Source organism: Sorangium sp. So ce394 (assembly GCF_051474665.1).
GTDB lineage: Bacteria > Myxococcota_A > Polyangia > Polyangiales > Polyangiaceae > Sorangium > Sorangium cellulosum_D.
In genome coordinates, this window is the sequence record NZ_CP150339.1 from 7,414,764 (window position 1) to 7,434,441 (window position 19,678).

Annotated in this window: 14 protein-coding genes; 9 read left to right on the forward strand and 5 right to left on the reverse strand. The window is 72.6% G+C overall.

The features are described 5' to 3' along the window. The first annotated feature begins 111 nt into the window (after positions 1-111). On the forward strand, positions 112-597 hold the full coding sequence (locus tag WMF33_RS27000) for an NUDIX hydrolase (protein ID WP_437331321.1): 486 nt from the start codon (positions 112-114) through the stop codon (positions 595-597). Positions 598-610: 13 nt separating this feature from the next. After that, a complete protein-coding gene (gene ligA / locus WMF33_RS27005; RefSeq protein ID WP_437331322.1) occupies positions 611-2,635 on the forward strand; it encodes an NAD-dependent DNA ligase LigA in 2,025 nt (674 codons plus the stop codon). A 19-nt stretch (positions 2,636-2,654) separates the two neighbouring features. Here ligA and WMF33_RS27010 read toward each other — a convergent pair whose 3' ends face one another. Next, positions 2,655-3,650 carry a DUF2804 domain-containing protein gene (locus WMF33_RS27010; protein ID WP_437331323.1) on the reverse strand — a complete coding sequence of 332 codons (996 nt, stop codon included), beginning with the start codon at positions 3,648-3,650 and terminating at the stop codon, positions 2,655-2,657. 170 nt (positions 3,651-3,820) lie between these two features. Here WMF33_RS27010 and pruA point away from each other — a divergent pair, with 170 nt between their 5' ends. Then, a complete protein-coding gene (gene pruA / locus WMF33_RS27015) occupies positions 3,821-5,461 on the forward strand; it encodes an L-glutamate gamma-semialdehyde dehydrogenase (RefSeq protein WP_437331324.1) in 1,641 nt (546 codons plus the stop codon). Positions 5,462-5,494: 33 nt separating this feature from the next. Here pruA and WMF33_RS27020 read toward each other — a convergent pair whose 3' ends face one another. Continuing rightward, a complete protein-coding gene (locus WMF33_RS27020; protein ID WP_437331325.1) occupies positions 5,495-5,773 on the reverse strand; it encodes a hypothetical protein in 279 nt (92 codons plus the stop codon). A 255-nt stretch (positions 5,774-6,028) separates the two neighbouring features. On the opposite strand from WMF33_RS27020, the gene WMF33_RS27025 reads away from it, so the two are divergent. Both WMF33_RS27025 and WMF33_RS27030 read left to right on the forward strand, forming a co-directional pair. Continuing rightward, positions 6,029-7,549, forward strand: a complete 1,521-nt coding sequence (locus tag WMF33_RS27025) for a hypothetical protein (RefSeq protein ID WP_437331326.1) — start codon at positions 6,029-6,031, stop codon at positions 7,547-7,549. A 99-nt stretch (positions 7,550-7,648) separates the two neighbouring features. Beyond that, positions 7,649-9,796, forward strand: a complete 2,148-nt coding sequence (locus WMF33_RS27030) for a M3 family metallopeptidase (RefSeq protein ID WP_437331327.1) — start codon at positions 7,649-7,651, stop codon at positions 9,794-9,796. Positions 9,797-9,850: 54 nt separating this feature from the next. On the opposite strand, the gene WMF33_RS27035 is transcribed toward WMF33_RS27030, so the two are convergent. After that, positions 9,851-12,643: a tetratricopeptide repeat protein gene (locus tag WMF33_RS27035; RefSeq protein WP_437331328.1), complete on the reverse strand. Its 2,793-nt coding sequence runs from the start codon at positions 12,641-12,643 to the stop codon at positions 9,851-9,853. Positions 12,644-12,792: 149 nt separating this feature from the next. Here WMF33_RS27035 and WMF33_RS27040 point away from each other — a divergent pair, with 149 nt between their 5' ends. After that, a complete protein-coding gene (locus WMF33_RS27040) occupies positions 12,793-13,089 on the forward strand; it encodes a hypothetical protein (RefSeq protein ID WP_437331329.1) in 297 nt (98 codons plus the stop codon). 13 nt (positions 13,090-13,102) lie between these two features. Here WMF33_RS27040 and WMF33_RS27045 read toward each other — a convergent pair whose 3' ends face one another. Continuing rightward, the gene (locus WMF33_RS27045; RefSeq protein WP_437331330.1) at positions 13,103-14,452 is read right to left on the reverse strand and encodes a serine/threonine-protein kinase; all 1,350 of its coding nucleotides are present in this window, start codon (positions 14,450-14,452) and stop codon (positions 13,103-13,105) included. Continuing rightward, entirely contained in the window at positions 14,449-15,675 is a 1,227-nt protein-coding gene (locus WMF33_RS27050) for an FHA domain-containing protein (protein ID WP_437331331.1), read from the reverse strand. Before WMF33_RS27050 ends, WMF33_RS27045 begins: the two co-directional genes overlap by 4 nt. Before the next feature lie 105 nt (positions 15,676-15,780). On the opposite strand from WMF33_RS27050, the gene pilB reads away from it, so the two are divergent. From pilB to lexA, 3 genes are all read left to right on the forward strand, one after another. After that, positions 15,781-17,481, forward strand: coding sequence for a type IV-A pilus assembly ATPase PilB (pilB, locus tag WMF33_RS27055; RefSeq protein WP_437331332.1), 1,701 nt, complete (start codon positions 15,781-15,783; stop codon positions 17,479-17,481). A 4-nt stretch (positions 17,482-17,485) separates the two neighbouring features. Then, entirely contained in the window at positions 17,486-18,625 is a 1,140-nt protein-coding gene (locus WMF33_RS27060; protein WP_437331333.1) for a type IV pilus twitching motility protein PilT, read from the forward strand. 205 nt (positions 18,626-18,830) lie between these two features. Further along, positions 18,831-19,523, forward strand: coding sequence for a transcriptional repressor LexA (gene lexA, locus WMF33_RS27065; RefSeq protein ID WP_061627745.1), 693 nt, complete (start codon positions 18,831-18,833; stop codon positions 19,521-19,523). Positions 19,524-19,678 lie beyond the last annotated feature (155 nt).

The window sequence follows — 19,678 nt, forward strand, 5'->3', positions numbered from 1 at the left end:
CGAGCCGCGCGGCTCACGGCCGTGCGAGGAGATCGGCCGAGGTCGCACGGAACCCTCTCCCGGTAGCCGCCGATCGCTTCTATGCTTTGCTGACACGTCGCAAAAATTCTCATGGAAATCGCTCCCCTTTCGTTGTTGCCCCGCTCCGTGCTCGCCCTGGCCAAGGAGGTCGCGCGGGCGTTGCTCCGGCGGCCCGTCGTCGGGATCGCCGCCGCCGCGCAGACCGCCGACGGCCGGTGGCTGCTCATCCGCCGCAGCGACACCGGAACCTGGGCGCTCCCAGGAGGAACCCTGGAGTGGGGCGAGACGCTCCGCGACAGCATCGTGCGGGAGCTCGCCGAAGAGGCCGGCGTCACCGAGGTCGAGCTCGGGCGGGTCGTGGGCGTGTACTCGCGGCCCGATCGCGACGTCCGTTTCCACGCGGTGACGGTCGTCGTCGCCGCCCGGATCGGCGCGCCCACGCGCCCTCCCCAGAACCCGCTCGAGATCCGCGAGGTCCGGTTGTTCCGCGACGACGAGCTCCCGGCCGAGCTCGCGATGGGCATGGGGGACTTCCTCGCCGCCGCCCGGCGCGCCGGCGAGGCGGAGCTCGAGTGAGCCGAGGCAAGCGATGACGCAGGCACACCACGACGAGGCCGGAGCGCGCAATCCGCTGCAGGGCGGGCTCGCCACGGATCCGAAGCACAAGGCCAGGATCGATGAGCTCGCCGAGCGCATCGAGAAATACAGGGCGAGCTACTACGCAGGGCACCCGGAGATCTCGGACGCCGCGTTCGACGCCCTCGAGGACGAGCTCCGCGCCCTGGATCCCACGCACCCGGTGCTCGCCCGGGTCGGCTCCGCCTCCCTCATCACGGAGTGGGAGAAGGCGCGGCACGAGATCCCGATGGGCTCGCTCAACAAGGTCGTCTCCGAGGACGAGCTCCGGGCCTGGGTCGCCCGCTGCGACGAGATCCTCGAGAAGGACGGGCACGGCGGCGACGGCGCGGCGCAGCCGGCGAGCTCCGCCCGCGCGAGCGTGGCGGACGACCTGTTCGTCGCGGAGAAGCTCGACGGCATCTCCATCGAGGTCATCTACAAGGGCGGCAAGCTCGTCGACGCCATCACCCGCGGCGACGGCGAGTGGGGCGAGCGGATCACCGCGAACGTCGCGAGGATGAAGGGCGTCCCCTCGCGGATCCGGGAGCGGGGACGGCTGTCCGTGCGCGGCGAGATCATCCTCCGCCTCTCGGACATGAAGCGCTACTTCCCCGGCGTCACCAGCCCGCGCAACATGGCCGCGGGCGCGGCCAAGCGGTTCGACGGCCAGGGGGCGGAGCACTGCACGGTGCTGTTCTACGACGTCGCCGAGCACCTCGAGATCCCGACGTGCCGGGCGCGCTTCGCGTGGCTGCGCGAGCTCGGCTTCGCGACGCCGCAGACCGCGCACGGCGACGTCGAGGACGTCGTGAAGCTCTACCGGCGGTACTCGAGCGAGCTCCGCGCGGGCCTCGACTACGAGATCGACGGGCTCGTCGTGTATGTGGACTCGCTCCACCTCCAGGGGTTGCTCGGCGATGTCAACCGGCGGCCGCGCGGCGCCGTCGCCTTCAAGTTCGCGTCGCCCGCGAAGGTGACGACGGTCGTGGCGATCCAGTGGGACACCGGGCCGAGCGGGCGCGTCACGCCGGTGGCGATCGTCGAGCCGGTGGAGCTCGCCGGCGCCAACGTCCGGCGCGCGTCGCTGCACAACGCGGCCAACGTGCGGAGCCTCGGCATCGGGGTGGGCGACGAGGTGCTGGTCTCGCGCCGCAACGACGTGATCCCGTACGTCGAGGAGGTCGTCGAGAAGCGCGGGCCCGTCGCGCTCCCGCCGTCGGTCTGCCCGGTCTGCAGCGCGCCGCTCGTCGTCGAGGGCGAGTACCTGCTCTGCCGGAACGCCGCGTGCCGCGCCCTCATCGAGGGGCGCATCCACAACTGGATCGACGCCATCGGCGCGCTCGAGTGGGGCGACAAGCTGATCGAGCAGGTGGTGGCCGCGGGCCTCGTGCGAGAGCCGCTCGACCTCTACAAGCTCACGGTCAAGGACATCGCAGAGCTCGATCGGCGCGGCGAGAAGAGCGCCACGAAGTGCCTCGACCAGCTGAAGAGCCGGCTGCCGCTCACGCTGCCGATCTTCCTCGCGGCGCTCGGCATCGAGGGGTTCGCGATCCAGACCGCGCGGCTGCTCGTGTCCGCCGGGTACACCACGATCGAGAAGCTCCTCGCGGCCGGCGAGGACGAGCTCGCCGGCATCCCGGGGCTCGGCGCGATCAAGGCCGCGAGCATCGTCCGCGGGCTGCGCGCGCGCGGCGACGAGATCGCGCGGCTGCTCGCCGGCGGCATCGTGCCGGTCGCCCCCGAGGCCGAGGGGCCGCTCGCCGGCCTCACGTTCTGCTTCACCGGCGCGGGCACGCGCTCCCGCGGCGAGCTCACCCACCTCGTCGAGTCGAACGGCGGCCGGGTGCTGAACAGCGTCACGAAGGAGCTCAACTACCTCGTCCTCGCCGACGTGGCGTCCGCGTCGAGCAAGGCGGTCAAGGCGCGGAAGTACGGCACCAAGCTCATCACCGAGGACGACCTCGACAAGCTCATCGCCGATCGCCGCGGCGGCTGACCGGGGCGAGCCGCCGGAGCTACCAGGTGATGTCCTGGGCCTCCGTCACGCCGAGCACGTCCCGGAGCTCGAGGTGACGCCCGTCCGGGAGGCGGATCGTGCCGGAGTAGAGCCCGATTGGCTGCATGAACTCCGAGGCGACCAGGCCGAGGTTCGTGTGGTTCGAGTGCGCCGCGCCGGGGACGAACCGGAGGTCCACGGCGCCGTCCACGGTCCGGACGTGCCACGGATCGAGCGGCCGCGCCGCGTCGAAGGTGAACCGGCCCTCGGCGAGCGGGATGAGCGCGCCGTCGAGCCAGATCGCGCACTCGGCGTCGCCGATGAACCCCTCGCCCACGTTGAGACCGACGCGCTCGCCGCTCTCGGCGCGGCCCAGCGCGAGCGCCCAGCGCCAGGTCGTGCGGCGCGGCAGGAGGCCGCTCGTGTAGTCGTAGCTGGCGAGCGCGCCGTCGAGCGAGATCCGGCGACCGAGCACCGACGCCTCGCCTTCGACGCCGAGGAGGAGCCGCTTCTCGGTCGCGATCAGGACGCCGCCCGGCGCCTCGGCGATCGCCGAGAGCGCCTGCGGGGCCGCGCGGGCGGAGAGCCGCGCCGTGAGCTCGAGCCCGCGGAACGCGGCGGTCACCGCGCCCCTCGCCTCCCCGCGCGGGCGCTCGATCCGCACCTGCGCGGAGGGCAGCCACGCGCGCGCGGAGCCGCCCGCGTCGCCCACGCTCGCCGAGAAGGGAGGGCAGAACGTCGAGCGATCCACGAGCAGCCGCCGGCCCGCCTTGTCGAAGGCGACGCCGAACGTGATCGCGAGGTAGCCGAGGTGCACGACCGCCACGGCGATGAAGACCTCGTCGGACGCGATCGCGACGTAGGTCCACCGCTTGTGCTTGAGCAGGCGATCGAGCCCGCGCAGCGCGAGCGGGCTCAGGTCGACGCGCGGGAGCTCGCCCCGGTAGGACCCGACGCGCGCCGCCCCCGTGCTCGGATCGAGGATCGCGTCGGGCGGCGTGACGAGCTCGCGCATCGCACGAGCGTAGCGACGGCGCGGTCGGCGCCCAAGGCGGGCGGCGCCTGAACATGGCATCCGCGAAATGCGGCGAGCGCTGTCCTGCGCAGCCATCCTGCTCACGCCGAGGCCCGGATCGGCTGCGCCGGAGCGCTGCGCGCCCGCGTCTCCCCCGCTAGACTCGCGTCATGATCGACGCCATCGCCACGCCACCGAGCCCCCAAAACGAGCCCGTCCTCGCGTACGCCCCCGGCAGCCCCGAGCGCGCGGCCCTCAAGGCGGAGCTCGATCGCCGGTCGCGGGAGACGATCGACATCCCGATGGTCATCGACGGCGAGGCGATCCGGACCGGAGCGCTCGACGAGGTCCGCGCGCCGCACCGGCGCGATCTCCTGCTCGCCCGCGCGCACCAGGGCGGCGCCGAGCACGTCGCGCGCGCGATCGAGGCGGCCAAACGAGCCCACCGCGCGTGGTCGCGGACGCCGTGGACAGAGCGCGCCGCCGTCTTCCTCAAGGCGGCCGAGCTGCTCGCGACCCGGTACCGCCCCGCGCTGAACGCGGCGACCATGCTCGGTCAGAGCAAGACGGCGTACCAGGCGGAGATCGACTCGGCCTGCGAGCTCATCGATTTCTTCCGCTACAACGTCCACTTCGCCCACCGGATCGCGGCGGAGCAGCCGGCGAGCGCGCCCGGCATCTGGAACCTCGCCGAGCCTCGCCCGCTCGAGGGCTTCGTCTTCGCGGCGACGCCGTTCAACTTCACCGCGATCGCGGGCAACCTGTGCGCGGCCCCGGCGCTGATGGGCAACACCGTGGTCTGGAAGCCGTCGGCGAACGCGCTCTACGCCGCGCACTTCGTGATGGAGCTCCTGATCGAGGCGGGCCTGCCGCGCGGCGTCGTCAACCTCGTCATGGGTCCGCCCGAGCTCGTGTCGAACGCGTGCATCGATCACCCGGACTTCGCCGGCATCCACTTCACGGGATCGACCGCGGTCTTCCAGTCGATCTGGCGCCGCATCGGGGAGAACATCGGGCGCTACCGGAGCTACCCGCGCATCGTGGGCGAGACCGGCGGCAAGGACTTCGTGTTCGCGCACGCGAGCGCCGACGTCGACGCGCTCGCCGTGGCGCTCGTCCGGGGGGCGTACGAGTACCAGGGGCAGAAGTGCTCGGCCGCGTCGCGCGCGTACATCCCCCGCTCGCTCTGGCCGGCCCTCAAGGACCGGCTCGCGGGCCACATCCAGGCGATCCGCATCGGGGACGTCGCCGACTTCCGCAACTTCATGGGCGCGGTGATCGACGGGCGCGCTCACGCCCGGCTCACCGGGCGCATCGCCGAGGCGAAGGCGGACGCGGCGTGCTCGCTCGTGTGCGGCGGCGGCGCGCGCGCGCACGACGGGAGCGACGGCTGGTTCGTGGAGCCGACGCTGATCGAGACCACGGATCCGCGCCACCCCCTGATGACCGAGGAGCTGTTCGGCCCGGTGCTGACGGTCTGGGTCTACCCCGACGGCGAGGAGGACAAGGCGCTCGCGCTCTGCGACGAGACGTCGCCGTACGGCCTCACGGGCGCCGTGTTCGCGCGGGACCGCGCGTTCATCCAGGCGGCGAGCGACGCGCTCCGCTTCGCGGCAGGGAATTTCTACATCAACGACAAGCCGACCGGCGCCGTCGTCGGGCAGCAGCCGTTCGGCGGCGGCCGCGCCTCCGGCACGAACGACAAGGCGGGCAGCCTGTTCAACCTGCTCCGGTGGGTCTCGCCGAGGGTCGTGAAGGAGACGCTCGCCCCGCCGCGCGCCGTCGCCTACCCGTTCATGGCCGCCGAATAAGGTGCGCGCCGACGAGGCCGCGGGCCTCGCCGCTCAATCCTCCGGCGAGTAGTCGCAGGCGCCGATCGCGAGGTCGGCGCAGGACCAGCCCTTCTCTTCGTAGCACTCGGCCTGGCGCTCGATGGCCGTTCGATAGGACACGCGGGCCGACTCGCTGCGGCAGAGGTCGATGCAGATGTCTTCGCCGGGGCCGTCGGGCTGACACTCGGCGCTCTTGGCGCAGACGACCTCGCAAGGATCGCTGCCGCTGCTCGAGCAGCCAGGGGTGAGGGCGAAGAGCAACAGGGCGATGGCGAGCGCGGGGCGGGGCATGGCGGAGGCTCCGCCAGCCATCGGAGCACGCCGCGCCGCCGGCGGCGAGGGGCGAGCACCGAGCTCCACAGCTCGCTCCGCGCGCCTTGAAGATCTCCCTGTGGAGCAGCCACCATCCGCCGCGGATAGTCCAGATCTTGGACCGTCAAAACCGTGCGCTCCCATGGCGCGCAGGATGAGCAGCCGTGTAGGTGTACTATTCCTACGCAGCCACACGAAATGCTGCTGTGGTGCGCAAACGTTCTTGGAGGTGCCATGAGGTCGATGTATTTTCTCGGGTTTTTCGTGCTCGGCACGATGGCGGCGACCGCCGCGGGCTGCGGTGGCGATGACGACGGCAGCGGCGGCAGCGGCGGCGAGGGGGGAGCCGGGAGCACCACGACGTCGACCGTGACGACCACCACCGGCGTCGCCACCAGCACCTCCTCGGGCTCGGGCCCCGTAGACGACGGGAACGACAGCATCGAGGAAGCAGAGGAGCTCCCCGCCGGGAACAACGGGCTAGAGGGGACGCTCGAGCCGCTCGAAGAGGACGGGGACTACTTCAGCTTCACCGGGACCAAGGGTCTGCCGGTCTACCTCGTCACCGACGCGAAGCCTTCCGACGACGAGCGGGATCCGACCTACCCCGACACGGTCATCACGCTGCTCGACGCCGACGGGAACCAGATCGCGCAGAACGACGATCCCGAGGGCGGCATCACGAACGACAGCGAGCTGCTCACGGTCCTGCCCGCGGACGGCGAGTATTTCGTCGTCGTCCAGGACTGCAACGCCGCCTTCCCGGAGTCCGCCTTCCCGAACGGCTGCTTCGACCCGTCCGAGGTCGTCAGCTTCGACTACACGCTGAAGTTCCTCCCGCTCGATCTGGGGGCCGACGAGGCCGACAGCCTCGTCGGAGAGACGGAGCCCAACAACGACGCCGAGCAGGCCGTGGAGATGCCGTACGAGCTGACCGCGGACGAGTCGGCCTACTACACCACGTTCGTGTTCGGCAGCTTCGCGGATGAGGCCGACGTCGACGTGTACTCGTTCACGCCGCCGGCGACCCCCGAGTTCGAGAACGCCCTCCTCGCCCAGTTCAACTTCTCCGGGCCGAGCGGGCCCGAGGGCAACGGCTCGACCGTCGACGTCAACGAGGTCGCCGTCTTCAACGCGACCGATCTCACGAGCGCCTACGCGAAGGTCGACCCGACGAAGGGCGGCGATATCGCCGTTCCGGTGGAGGCCGGGCAAGAGTACTTCGTCTTCGTCAAGCGCCCCGCAGGAGAGGTGGGGAAGAACGACTTCTACATCCTGCTGCACAGCCGGGCGAGCTCCGATCCGCTCGAGGCCGCGGAGGAGACCAACGGCGACGTGGCGACGCCCGAAGGCGACCTGGCCAGCTTCCCCAACCAAGGCGGCGGCGTCAGCTTCGCCGTCGAAGGGAAGCTCGCTGGCACCGAGGAGACGCCGGACGTCGACGTCTACGAGCTCCCGCTCGACGACACAGGAGAGGGCTGGACGATCTCCGTCATCTGCGGAGCGCAGCGCCACGGCTCCGGGGTCCGCGAGCTCCGCGCCGAGGTGCTGAACGGCGACGGGACCGAGATCGGCGCCGACTACGCGGCCACGGAGACCGAAGCGGAAGAGCTGTTCGTCGAGTCGCAAGCGATCCCGGAGGCCCCCGAAGGCAACCGGCTGCTCGTCCGGGTGTCGGCCGGCACCCCGGCCGCCGACGTGACGGGCCGAGGCTATAACTGCCTCTTCGCCTACCTGCCGCCGGCAGCCGACTGACGGCATGAAGCACCGCGCGGCTCGAGCCCCCGTTCCCGCGGGGATCGAGCCGCGAGGGGCCCGGCCCCCCCCAAACCCCCGTGGTATAGCCGGACCGACATGAAGGTCGGTCACACGCCCGCGCGCTCCGGGCTCCTCTCCCTCGTCCTGCTCGTCGCCTGCAGCGCCGGCCCTCGGACCGGCGCGGTCGCCCCGCCGGATGGGCCTCGCGGCGCCGCCCCTCCGGCGACGACCTCGCGCCCAGCGACGACGCCGCCGCCGGAGGCGCCGGCGCGCGCCGAGTTCGACCCCGTCCCGCAGGGGATCACCGCGGGCGGTGTGAAGCAGCTCTGCGACGATCACCTGCGCGCCGCCGAGGAGCACCTCGCCGCGATCAGGGCGCTCCGCGGCGCGCCGCCGGAGACGCTCACCTACGCCGCGACCCTCGGGCGGTTCGACGACGCCGTGCTCGAGGTGAACAGCGCGGGCGACTTCCCGTACCTGATGGGGGTCGCGCACCCGGACGCGGCCGTGCGCGAGGCCGCAAGGCTCTGCGAGCCGAAGGTCGACAGGTTCACGACCGCGATGTGGCTGGACGCCGATCTCGCCGCCGTCCTCCAGGCGTACGCCCAGACGGGCGAGGCGCGCGAGGCGCTCAAGGGCGAGCGCGCGCGGCTCCTCGCCGATGTCCTCCGCGACTTCCGCCGCAACGGGCTGTCGCTGCCGCCCGACCGGCAGCAGCGCCTCCGCGACGTGAACGAGCAGATCACCCGCATCGGACAGGAGTTCATGGCGAACCTGTCGGCGTCGACCGGGTCGATCGAGATCGCGCCCGCCTCGCTCCAGGGGCTGCCCAAGGAGTACGTGGCGAAGCACCCGCCCAAGGCGAACGGCAAGGTCGAGATCAGCACCGACTACCCCGACTTCTTCCCGTTCGTCACCTACGCGAAGGACCGCAAGGCCGCGCTCGACCTCTACGTCTTGTTCACCAACCGCGGCGGCGAGAAGAACGTGAAGCTGCTCGAGCGCCTGCTCGCGCTCCGCTCCGAGAAGGCGAGGATGCTCGGCTACAAGAGCTGGGCCGACTACGCCATCGAGCCGCGCATGGCCAAGACGAGCGGCGCCGTGCGCGCCTTCCTCGACCAGGTCAAGGCCGCGCTGAAGGAGCCCGCGAAGGCCGAGTTCGCCGAGCTGATGAAGGAGCACGTGCGGCTCGGCGGCAAGCCGACCGACAGGCTCCCCCCCTCCGAGCGCTACTTCCTCGAAGATCGGGTCCGCGCGTCCAAGTACCAGTTCGACTCGCAGGCGCTCTCGGCCTACCTCGAGATCGGCGCGGTCAAGCAGGGGCTCATGGACATCACGGCGCGGATGTACGGGCTCGAGTACAAGGAGGTCCCCGCGAACGCCTGGCACCCCGACGTGACGGCGTACGAGGTGCGCTCCGACGGCAAGGCGATCGGGAAGTTCTACCTCGACCTCTACAGCAGGCCCGACAAGTACAAGCACGCGGCGATGTTCGCCGTGCGGACGGCGAAGCGGCTCGCCGACGGGTCGTGGCAGACCCCCGTCGCGGCGCTGGAGTGCAACTTCCCGAAGCCGGGGGCGCAGCCGGCGCTCATGTCCCACGAGGACGTGGTGACGTTCTTCCACGAGTTCGGGCACGTGCTGCACCACCTCCTCACGCGCTCGGAGCTGGCCTCCTACTCGGGGACCTCGACCGTGCGCGACTTCGTCGAGGCGCCGAGCCAGATGTTCGAGGAGTGGGCGTGGTCCCGCGAGGTGCTCGATCTGTTCGCGAAGCACCACGCGACCGGCGAGCGGATCCCGGACGATCTCTTCCAGGCGATGACCCGCGCGCGGGGCTTCGGCCGAGCGCTCGCGACGCAGCGACAGCTCACCCTCGCGTCGATCGACCTGGAGCTCCACACCCGCGAGCCCGGCTTCGATACGACCCTGGTCGTGGAGCAGGCGCAGCGCGCGAACGAGTCCTTCGTCTTCGTGAAGGGCACGCACCTGCAGTCGAGCTTCGGGCACCTCATCACCTACGACGCGGGCTATTACGGCTACCAGTGGGCCCTGTCGCTCTCGCGCGACGTGCTCACCCGCTTCAAGCAGGAAGGCCTGCTCAACCCGGCCGTCGCGCGCGCCTTCCGCGACGAGGTGCTCGCGAAGGGGGGCGGCGTCGAGGCAGGCGATCTCGTCGCCCGCTTCCTCGGAAGGCCGCCGAGCCACAACGCTTACCTCGCCTACCTCCAGGGCAAGGAGTGAACGCGCGCCGGCCGAGAGCGGACGCGGGGCTCCGGCAGGACGTCCGATGCGGAGCTAGGGCTCGATGGCTACGCCGAGCTCCTCGCGCAGGGCGTGGTAGGCGTCCGAGACGGTGAACGAGAGGAGATCGCCGATCTTCTCCTCCGCCGTGAGCACGCCCGGCGTGTCCCCGCGCGAGAGCGACGACGCCGCGACCGAGAGCTCGCCGGTCAGCAGGTAGCCGACCCGCGCAGCGCACCGCTCCACCGAGCCCACCCAGTGGGCGAGATCCAGCGGCGCGCGGATCTCGTAGAGCTCGAACACCGCGGCCTCCAGCGCGTCCCGCTCGCGCTCCGTCAGCCGCTCGTCGAGCAGCGGCATCAGCGCGAGCACCGCGCCCTCGAGCTCGGCGGGGACAGGCTCCGACGGCCGCGCCACCTTGACCGCCGCGGCGAGGCAGACGCCGAGCTCCTCGAGCGAGGGGAAGTGCAGGAGCAAGCGGTGCGGGCCGACGTGGTAGGCGACGTGGCTGCCCACCAGGAACGCGAGCTCGGCGGCCGTCCGCCCGCGGAGCGCCTCGCCGCCGACCAGGACGCTCGGCTCCTCGACCGTCACCGCCGCGACCGCGATGGGCGCGTCCTTGCGGAGGTAGACCGCCGGCGTGGGGATCGCGAGGCAGCGGCTCGCCCAGGAGAACAGGCGCACCACGCCCGCCGCGTTCCGCTCCGCGTCGGCGCGCGCCGCCGGATCGATGTGCGGGATCTGCTTGTCCCGCGCGCGCTGGGCGAGCCGCGCGCGGACCGCCGCGTCGGCGACCGACGCGAGGACCTCCTCGAGGGCGCGATCGCGATCGGCCGCGCGCAGGAGATCCCAGCTGCCCGGGCTGAGCCCGCGCGCGGGCTGCACGAGGCCCGCGGGCCGGTGCTCCTCGAAGATGAAGCGCTCCCGCGCCTCGGCCGCGCCCAGGTAAACCGCCACGCTCGCCGCGGCCCACGCCTGGTCGACGCGCCTGAGCTTCTGGAAGGTGTCGAACAGGTCGTGAAACACCTGGACGTTGCCCGGATCGAGCACCGCCGCGGCCTGGAGGTGCGCGGCCGCGCGCTCGAGCCGGCCGGCGCCCCGCGCGAGCGACGCGGCGCTGAGCCGCCCCGGGACGTCGTCCGGCCGCTCGACCACCGCGCCCTCGAACGCCTCCAGCGCGGAGCTCGGATCCTCGAGGTGATCGCGGAAGAGCATTCCGAGGCGGCGGCACAGCTCCCACGTGACGTCGCTCCGGACGCGCGGGTCGGCGATGCGCTGCGCCCGGTCGAGCATGCGGCGGTACGCGAGCTCGAGCTCGCCCCACTCCTGCCGCGCCGAGAGGAGGATCGCGATCAGCGCGAGCGGATCGAGGAACGTGGGGTCGGCGTCCAGCGCGCGCTCGAGCAGCTCGATCCCGTCCTGCTCGCGCGTGACCTCGGTCAAGGTCGCGCGGGCCTCGCCCTGCATCGCGGCGCGCGCGAGCTCCAGGAGCGCGACCGCCCGCTGCCGCGGGTCCGGGAGGAGCTCGGCGTGACAGCGGCGGGCGTCGAGCGACGCCGCGAGATCGCCCGTCGCCTCGTAGAGCCGACCCAGGCTGCGCAGGACGGCGGCGTCGTCGGGGCGGATCTCCCGCGCCCGCTCGAGGAGCTCCTGCGCTCGCGCCGGATCCCCGGCGACGATCTCCCAGCGCTCGGCGAAGCGCACGAGGAGCCCGAAGCGATCGGCGTCCCCCTCGACGCGCGTGAGCAGCCGCTCCTCCGCGGTGCGCAGCCTCGCGAAGTCCTGCTCGGCGAGGTGGAGCTCGACCAGCGCCTCGAGCGCGGGCCGGTGCTCGGGCGCGAGCGCCAGCGCCTTCTCGAAGCCCTCGATCGCCTCGCGGTGCCGCTGCTGGCGCCACCTCGCCTGGGCGATGCGCAGGTGCACCTCCGCGCGCGCGTCCCGCTGCGCGACCCCGACGAGCGCGAGCGCCTTCTTGTACGCCGTGAGCGCCCCGTCGAGGTCCGACGCGGCGGCGAGCGTGTCGCCGGCCGCGAGGTACTGCGCGACCGGGTCGTCCGGCGCGGACGCGGGGGTGGTGGCGGCGCCGCCCGCGGCCTCGATCCGCGCCGCCTCGGCCCTGGCCGGGCGCCGGCCGGGCGCGCCGCCGCGCGGGACGAGCACCGAGAACTCCCCCCGCCCGCTCGCCCGCGCGAAGCACGGGATGGCGCGGGCGAGGCCGGGGTTCCCCTCGACGCGGCGGAAGATCTCCTCGGCGGTGAGGCCTCGATCCGGGTCGGCCTCGTCGAGGTGCTCGACGAAGGCGCGGGTGAGCACCGAGGGCAGATCGGCGTCGAGCGAGCCGATCGGGTGGGCCGCCACGAGGAGCTCGACGCCCGTCACGGGGGACGCCACCGCCTGCTCGGCGGCGGTGACGACGGCGCGCGAGGTCGCCCCGGGGCCGTGGTGGCACTCCAGGACGAAGAGCACCTCGCCGCGCGCGCGATCGCGGAACACCGCGGCCACGTCGCCCAGCGCGTCGCCCACGCCGGGGTTCTCGGGGTCGAGGCAGAGGAAGAGCTCCCCGTCCGGCGACAGCGCGACGGCGGTGGAGGCGTAGAACAAAAATAGGGTCGAGGCCTCATCGCGCGCGGCGTCGTCCGCGTCGACCAGGGTCCGCCGGGTCGCCGTGAGCTCGTCGAACAGCGCGTCGAGCTGCTCCGCGAGGTCCCGCGCGGGATCGATGTCGACCACCCGGAAGCCGGCGTCGTCCAGCGAGAGGCGGGCCCGGATGAGATCCCCGTCCAGCGAGCCGGGCGCCGGCCGCTGGTCGCGGTGCAAGCTGGGCGTGGCGACGATCGCCAAGCGCATCAGGGCGCCCCCTCCTCGTTGCGTACGCGCATGCAGGCGAGCAATCTACCCAGGGCCGCGCCCGAAGCGAAGAAGGTTGCCATCCGGCACGCAACTCCGACGCAGCGCGAGGTCCCCCGTACGAGACATCACTCCGGGAGAGAGCACGCATGAGCAAAGGCAGGGGTCGTTGGTGGACGGAAGCGCCCGGCAGCTCCGGAAGAGCTCGCGCCGCGTCATTCGCGCTCGCGGTCGCCCTCGCGTCGGGCTGCGAGAGCGTGTGCGACGAGGCCGAGGACCACATGGAGGAGTGCGGCTACCAGGGCAGCGGCATGTCCAGCGAGGCGTCGTGCGAGGGCGCCGTCCGCTGCGCGTCGGCCTGCGCCGCGGAGGTCCCCTGCGGCGCGTTCGACGGGACGGACGCGGCCGCGTTCGACCGGTACAGGCGCTGCCTCGACGCCTGCTGAGCCGCCGCGGGGCTCAGCAGACCGCGCGGACGAGCGCGGCGCCGTCCGGCGGCCGCTCGTCGTCCGGGCCGAGGCACCGCAGCGACAGCTCCTTCCAGGGGGCCAGCCCCTCGCCCCCGAGCGGCTCGAGCCGCACGAGGACGTCCTCGAGCACGCGGCCGTAGCCGTAGACGTCGTCGCGCGGGTCGCTCGGCCGCCCGGCGAGCCGCTCCGGCGAGACGTACCCGGGGCTGCCGCCGGCGGACGGCGCGCCGCGGGGCCTGGCCAGCCCGAAGTCGCTGAGCACGGGCTCGGCGAGGCTGCGCAGGAGCACGTTGGCCGGCTTGACGTCGGCGTGGACGTAACCGCGCTCGTGGATGCGGGCGAGCGCGCGCGCGAGCGGGCGCGCCCACCGCGCGATCGGCGCGAGCGACGCCGCGTCGCCGGCGCGGAGCACGTCCCGCACCGAGCCGCGCGCGATCCACTCCAGCGCGATCCACCCCTCGTCGGGGTCCGCGTCGAACACCCGCACCACGCCGGGCCCGGAGAGCGCCGCGGCGAGCCGCACCTCGCGGGTGAGGTGCGCCCGATCGCCGCCGCGCCCGTGGTAGACCTTGAACCCGACGCGCCGGCCGAGCACCTCGTCCTCGGCCTCGTAGACGGCGCCGGCGCCGCCGCGCGCCACCTCGCGGAGCAGGCGGAACGGGGTCCTGCCCGCCGCGGGCGCGACCACGGTGACGTCCTCCACGCGGGCTACGGCGGGCCGCTCCGCGCCGAGCGCCGCCCGCCACCGCTGGTGGCGCTCGCGCGCGCCGGGCGCGTCGATCTCCCGGACGAGCACCCGCTCGATCGCGCCGACCGCCCGCGGGAGCTGCCCCAGCGACGCGTAGAGGTCGGCCGCGAGGACGAGCCCCTCGGTCGAGGACACCGGCGGCGCGCGCCCCGCGCCGCCGCGCTCGCGCGCCGCGGCGCCCTCGAGCACGGCGAGCGCGCCCAGCTCGTCGCCCCGGGCCGCGAGCAGATCGGCGCACGCCACCCGGATCGGATCCGGCAGCGGCCGCTCCGCCATCGCGGCGACGAGGTGCGCCACGGCCTCGGCCTCCCGCAGCGTCCCCCGCGCGCGCCGCAGGATCGCGATCACCTCGTCCGTCGAGGGCCCGTCGCGCGCGCCGGAGCTCCGCAGGCGCGCGATCTCGTCGCCACCGCCCTCGCGCGCAGCGCGCCCGCGCGCCCGCGCGTCCGCCGCCGGGCGCGCCGCCCGCGCCGGGTCCGCCCCGCGCGCGACGTCCGACGCACCCGACGCGGCACCCCCGCCCGGCGCCGGCGCGCCGCCGTCCGCCGCGGCGCCGCCGAGCCGCTCCTTGAGCCGCCGCCACAGGCTCACGCCGGCCCGCCCTCCCCGCCGCCGTCGCGCCGCGTCGGCGAGGCCTGGCCGGCGGCGAGCACCCGGAAGACCGGCGTCCCCCCGCGCGACGCGGCGATCGCGTCGCCCGCGCAGAGCTCGACGGACGGCGCGAGCTGGTAGTCGCCGAGGAACGGCGGCGGCGCCCCCGGCGGCGTCTTCAGCGCCACGAACGCCGAGGCGCCCGCCGGATCGAGGCGGATCCGCCACGGGCCCACCGGCAGCTCGCCGAGCGGCGCCGTGAAGCGCTCGCCCGCGACGTCCACCACGCAGCCCTGCCCGATCCCGGGGGCGATCGCGCACGGCACCTCCCCGCCGAGCAGGATCTGCACGCCGCGGCCGACGGGCAGCGGCGCCGTGAGCCGCGCGCCGGCCAGCGTCGTGCCGTTGCGCGTCCCGAGATCCTCGACCTCGATGCCGGACGGGCCGCGCCGGATCCGCGCGTGCGTCCTGCTGACGGCGCGGGACGCGACGACGATGGTCGCCTCGCCGCGGCCGATCGTGACCTCGTCGCCGAGCGCGCACCGCACGACGGCGCCGCCGAGCTCGAGCGAGAGGACCGGCCCCGACAGGAGCCGCGCCCGGATCGCGCGCAGCGCGTCGGCCACCTGCTCGCCGCCGCGGCCTCCGCCCGCCCACGCCTCGGCGACGGCGACCGCCTCGCGGCGCTCGGCCATCCGGTCGAGATCCGCGATCCTCCGCAGCGTCGCGGCGAGCTCGCGCTGGTCCCGCTCGGCGGTCATCGAGGCGCGGAGCCGCTCCTCCAGCCGGTCGATCGCGCCGGCCGCGGCCAGGACGCGCGTCTCCGACTCGGTGTCGCCGACCAAGGCGTACGCGTCCGCGGCGCGCTCGAGCTCGCCCGCCGCCTCGAGCTCGCGCGCGACCGCCAGCACCTCGCTCCGCATCGCGCTCGCGCCCCGCGCGCGCACGAGGTCGAACGCGAGCAGCGCCTTGCGCCCGAGCGCCGCGCGCTTCAGCTCCGGGCTCTCGGCCGTGCGGAACGCCGACGCGCAGAAGGCGATCCGCTTCTCGACGCTCCGCTCGGCGTCGGCGCGGAGGAGCAGGACCCGGGCCGCGTCGTCCGGCATCCCTGCGTCGACGTACAGCTCGACCGCCCCCGCGAGATCGCCGGCGAGCTCCCTGGCCTCGGCCGCCCTGCGACGGCTGTCCCCCCGCTTGAGCCCGAACCACTCAAAGAGACTCACGCAGCGCCATCCTCACCAGCATCCGACATCCTACCCTTGAAGCGCGCCGGCCCCAACCGCCAGCGTTGACTCCCTCCCTCGCCGCCCGCAGGATTTGCGCCCTCGATGTCGACCAACCACCGCCTCGGCGAACTGCTCGTCCGCGAAAAGCTCATCAGCCTCCAGCAGCTCCGGCAAGCGCAGGAGGAGCAGCGCAAGACGGGGCAGAACCTCGGCTACGCCCTCGCCAAGCTCGGGTACATCTCCGACGGCGAGATCACGAGCTTCCTCTCGACGCAGTACCGCGTCCCGGCCGTCGCCCTCGACGAGTACGAGATCGACGCGGAGGTCTCGCGCCTCGTGTCGCGGGAGGTCTGCGAGAAGCACAAGATCATCCCGATCTCCCGGTCGGGGACGGCGCTCGTCGTCGCGATGGCCGACCCGACGAACCTGCACGCGATCGACGACATCAAGTTCCTCACGGGCTTCAACGTCGAGCCCGTCGTCGCGTCCGAGACGGGCATCACCGAGGCGATCGAGCGCGCGTACAACGTCGGGCCGTCCTACGACGAGGTGCTGAGCGAGTTCGGGGAGGAGGAGGTCGGCTTCCAGGTCGAGGCCGACGACGTGAACGTCCTCGAGCTGGAGAAGGCCGCCGAGGGCGCGCCCGTGGTCCGGCTCGTCAACGCGATCCTCCTGAACGCCATCAAGAAGGGCGCGAGCGACATCCACGTCGAGCCGTACGAGAAGAAGCTCCGCGTGCGCTACCGCATCGACGGCGTGCTGATGGAGGAGATGCAGCCGCCGATCAAGCTGAAGAACGCGATCGCGAGCCGCCTCAAGATCATGAGCTCGCTCGACATCGCCGAGCGGCGGCTCCCGCAGGACGGCCGCATCAAGCTGAAGATGGGCAGGGGCCGGGAGATGGACTTCCGCGTCTCCGTGCTCCCGACGATCTGGGGCGAGAAGATCGTCCTCCGCCTCCTCGACAAGTCGAACCTGCAGCTCGACATGGCGAAGCTCGGCTTCGATCCGAAGCCGCTCGCCGACTTCAAGTGGGCGATCGGCCAGCCGTGGGGCATGGTCCTCGTCACCGGCCCGACCGGCTCCGGCAAGACGACGACGCTCTACTCGGCGCTCTCGGAGCTCAACCAGATCGGCTCGAACATCAGCACCGCCGAGGATCCGGTCGAGTACAACCTGCACGGCATCAACCAGGTGCAGATGCACGACGAGATCGGGCTGAACTTCGCGATGTCGCTGCGCTCGTTCCTCCGGCAGGACCCGGACATCATCATGGTCGGCGAGATCCGCGACTTCGAGACCGCCGAGATCGCCGTCAAGGCGGCGCTCACCGGCCACCTCGTGCTCTCGACGCTGCACACGAACGACGCGCCGTCGACGATCTCGCGCCTCCTCAACATGGGCGTCGAGCCGTTCCTCATCACCGCCAGCGTGAACCTCGTGCTCGCCCAGCGCCTCGCGCGCAAGATCTGCCCCGACTGCCGCGTCCCGCTGCGCGTGGACCCGAAGGTGCTCCTCGACTTCGGCTTCACCGAGCAGCAGGTCGCGCGCGCGGACCTCGTCCGCGGCGCGGGCTGCAAGACGTGCAACGGCTCCGGCTACAAGGGCCGCGTCGCGCTCTACGAGGTCATGCGCTTCACCGACGCGCTGAAGGAGATGGTCCTCCAGGGCGCGTCCACGGCCGAGCTCAAGGCCGCGGCCATCAAGGGCGGGATGCTGACGCTCCGGATGAGCGGGATCGAGAAGGTGCTGGCGGGCGTCACGACGACCGAGGAGGTCGGCCGCGTGACGATGGGGGACTGAGCGCATGACCACGGAGCTCGTCGGACAGCAGGAGGGCCTCAGGTACACGCTCCAGCAGCTCCTCCGCGCGATGGTGGAGAAGGGCGCGAGCGACATGCACATCACGAGCGGCACGCCGCCGCTCCTGCGCATCGACGGCACGGTGGTGCCGCTCAAGCTCCCGCCGCTCATGCCGAGCGACACGAGGCAGCTCTGCTACTCGGTGCTGAGCGAGGAGCAGGTGGCGACGTTCGAGCAGCGGAACGAGCTCGATCTGTCGTTCGGCATGAAGGGGCTCGCCCGCTTCCGCGCGAACATCTACATGCAGCGCGGCGCCGTGGCGGCCGCCTTCCGGCAGATCCCCTTCCGGATCATGAACTTCGACGAGCTGGGCCTGCCGCCGGTCGTGCTCGACATCGCCGCCAAGCCGCGCGGCCTCGTGCTCGTGACGGGCCCGACCGGCTCGGGCAAGACGACCACGCTCGCGAGCATCATCGACAAGATCAACTCCGAGCAGCGCCTCCACATCCTCACGATCGAGGATCCGATCGAGTACCTGCACCCGCACAAGCTCTCGCTCGTGAACCAGCGCGAGATCGGCTCCGACACCGCGTCGTTCAAGGACGCCCTGCGCTACGCCCTGCGCCAGGATCCGGACGTCGTGCTCGTCGGCGAGATGCGCGACCTGGAGACCGTCGAGTCGGCGCTGACGATCGCCGAGACGGGCCACCTCGTGTTCGCCACGCTCCACACGAACTCGGCGATCTCGACGATCAACCGCATCATCGACGTCTTCCCGCCCCACCAGCAGTCGCAGGTGCGGCAGCAGCTGTCGTTCACGCTCGTCGCCGTGATGACCCAGCTGCTCCTGCCGCGCTCGAACGGCCCGGGGCGCGTCATGGCGATGGAGGTCATGATCCCGAACGCCGCGATCCGGAACCTCATCCGCGAGGACAAGCTCCACCAGATCTACTCGCAGATGCAGGTGGGCCAGGCCGGCAGCGGGATGCAGACGATGGCGCAGTCGCTCGTCTCGCTCTACCAGCGCCGGATGATCACGCTGGAGGAGATGTTCGCCGCCGCCGCCGACCCCGACGAGATCCGGGCGATGCTCGAGCCCCGCCAGGCCATGAGCTCGCGGAACAACCTCCCGAAGCAGCCCTGATCGCGGGCCCCTGCCCTTCGGTTCACCCTGCACGCTCGACGCGCCCCGCGGCTCACCGCGCGATCCGCCCCGCGCGCCGCGCCGCCCCGCGCGCCGCGCCCGACCAGCGCGCCGGCGCCCCCAAAATCGCGGCAAATTCGGGCCTGTGGAGAGGTACCTCCACACTTTTTTGACATCTACCCAACCGTTCAGTAGGTTCCGCCCGATGCAGGGGCTCACCGAGCGACAACAGCAGGTGCTTCACTATATCCGGCAGTCGATCAGCGAGCGCGGGTACCCGCCGACGCTGCGCGAGATCGGCGCGCATATGGGGATCCGCTCGACGAACGGGGTGAACGATCACCTCCGGGCGCTCGAGCGCAAGGGCTACCTCACCCGCGAGGACATGAAGTCGCGCGCCCTGCGGCCGCGCGACCTCGACGGCGGCGGCTCGAGCGGCGGCGCCGAGCTCCGCGGCGCGCTCGTCGGCGGCGGCAACGACGCCCCTGCGAACGACCAGGAGGACGACCTCGTCGAGATCGCGGTCGTCGGCCGGATCGCCGCGGGCCTGCCGATCCTCGCCGAGGAGCACGTGCTCGACACGGTCCGGATCGAGCGGACGCTCGTGCGCGGCGGGCGCGAGGTGTTCGGCCTGCGCGTCACGGGCGACTCGATGATCGAGGCGGGCATCTTCAGCGGCGACTACATCTTCGTCCGCCGCCAGCTCACCGCGCAGCGCGGCGACATCGTGGTGGCGCTGATCGGCGACGAGGCCACCGTGAAGTACTTCTTCCCCGAGAAGGACTACGTGCGCTTCCAGCCGGCCAACGCGGCGATGGCGCCCATCCTGGTCCGGGCGAGCGACTTCAAGCCCGCGATGCTGCTCGGCGTCGTCGTGGGCGTCTACCGGAAGCTCTAACCTCCTCCTCCTCCTCCTAACCTCCTCCTCCCTTCCCCGAGCCGGTTGACGCGCGCCGAGCGCCCTTGATAGCGTCGCGACGACCGGGCAGACGGTCTAAGGGGCCCGCTCCAGAAAGAACGCGATCGTGACGACGCACGGGCGGCGATTCGGGA

Bases quoted from the DNA above. Each gene is read 5' to 3' on its own strand.
- WMF33_RS27040 (WP_437331329.1), top strand. From the start codon at position 12,793: ATGAGCAAAGGCAGGGGTCGTTGGTGGACGGAAGCGCCCGGCAGCTCC.
- WMF33_RS27030 (WP_437331327.1), top strand. From the start codon at position 7,649: ATGAAGGTCGGTCACACGCCCGCGCGCTCCGGGCTCCTCTCCCTCGTC.
- WMF33_RS27020 (WP_437331325.1), bottom strand. From the start codon at position 5,773: ATGCCCCGCCCCGCGCTCGCCATCGCCCTGTTGCTCTTCGCCCTCACC.
- WMF33_RS27060 (WP_437331333.1), top strand. From the start codon at position 17,486: ATGACCACGGAGCTCGTCGGACAGCAGGAGGGCCTCAGGTACACGCTC.
- pilB (WP_437331332.1), top strand. From the start codon at position 15,781: ATGTCGACCAACCACCGCCTCGGCGAACTGCTCGTCCGCGAAAAGCTC.
- lexA (WP_061627745.1), top strand. From the start codon at position 18,831: ATGCAGGGGCTCACCGAGCGACAACAGCAGGTGCTTCACTATATCCGG.
- ligA (WP_437331322.1), top strand. From the start codon at position 611: ATGACGCAGGCACACCACGACGAGGCCGGAGCGCGCAATCCGCTGCAG.
- WMF33_RS27000 (WP_437331321.1), top strand. From the start codon at position 112: ATGGAAATCGCTCCCCTTTCGTTGTTGCCCCGCTCCGTGCTCGCCCTG.
- pruA (WP_437331324.1), top strand. From the start codon at position 3,821: ATGATCGACGCCATCGCCACGCCACCGAGCCCCCAAAACGAGCCCGTC.
- WMF33_RS27025 (WP_437331326.1), top strand. From the start codon at position 6,029: ATGAGGTCGATGTATTTTCTCGGGTTTTTCGTGCTCGGCACGATGGCG.
- WMF33_RS27035 (WP_437331328.1), bottom strand. From the start codon at position 12,643: ATGCGCTTGGCGATCGTCGCCACGCCCAGCTTGCACCGCGACCAGCGG.
- WMF33_RS27010 (WP_437331323.1), bottom strand. From the start codon at position 3,650: ATGCGCGAGCTCGTCACGCCGCCCGACGCGATCCTCGATCCGAGCACG.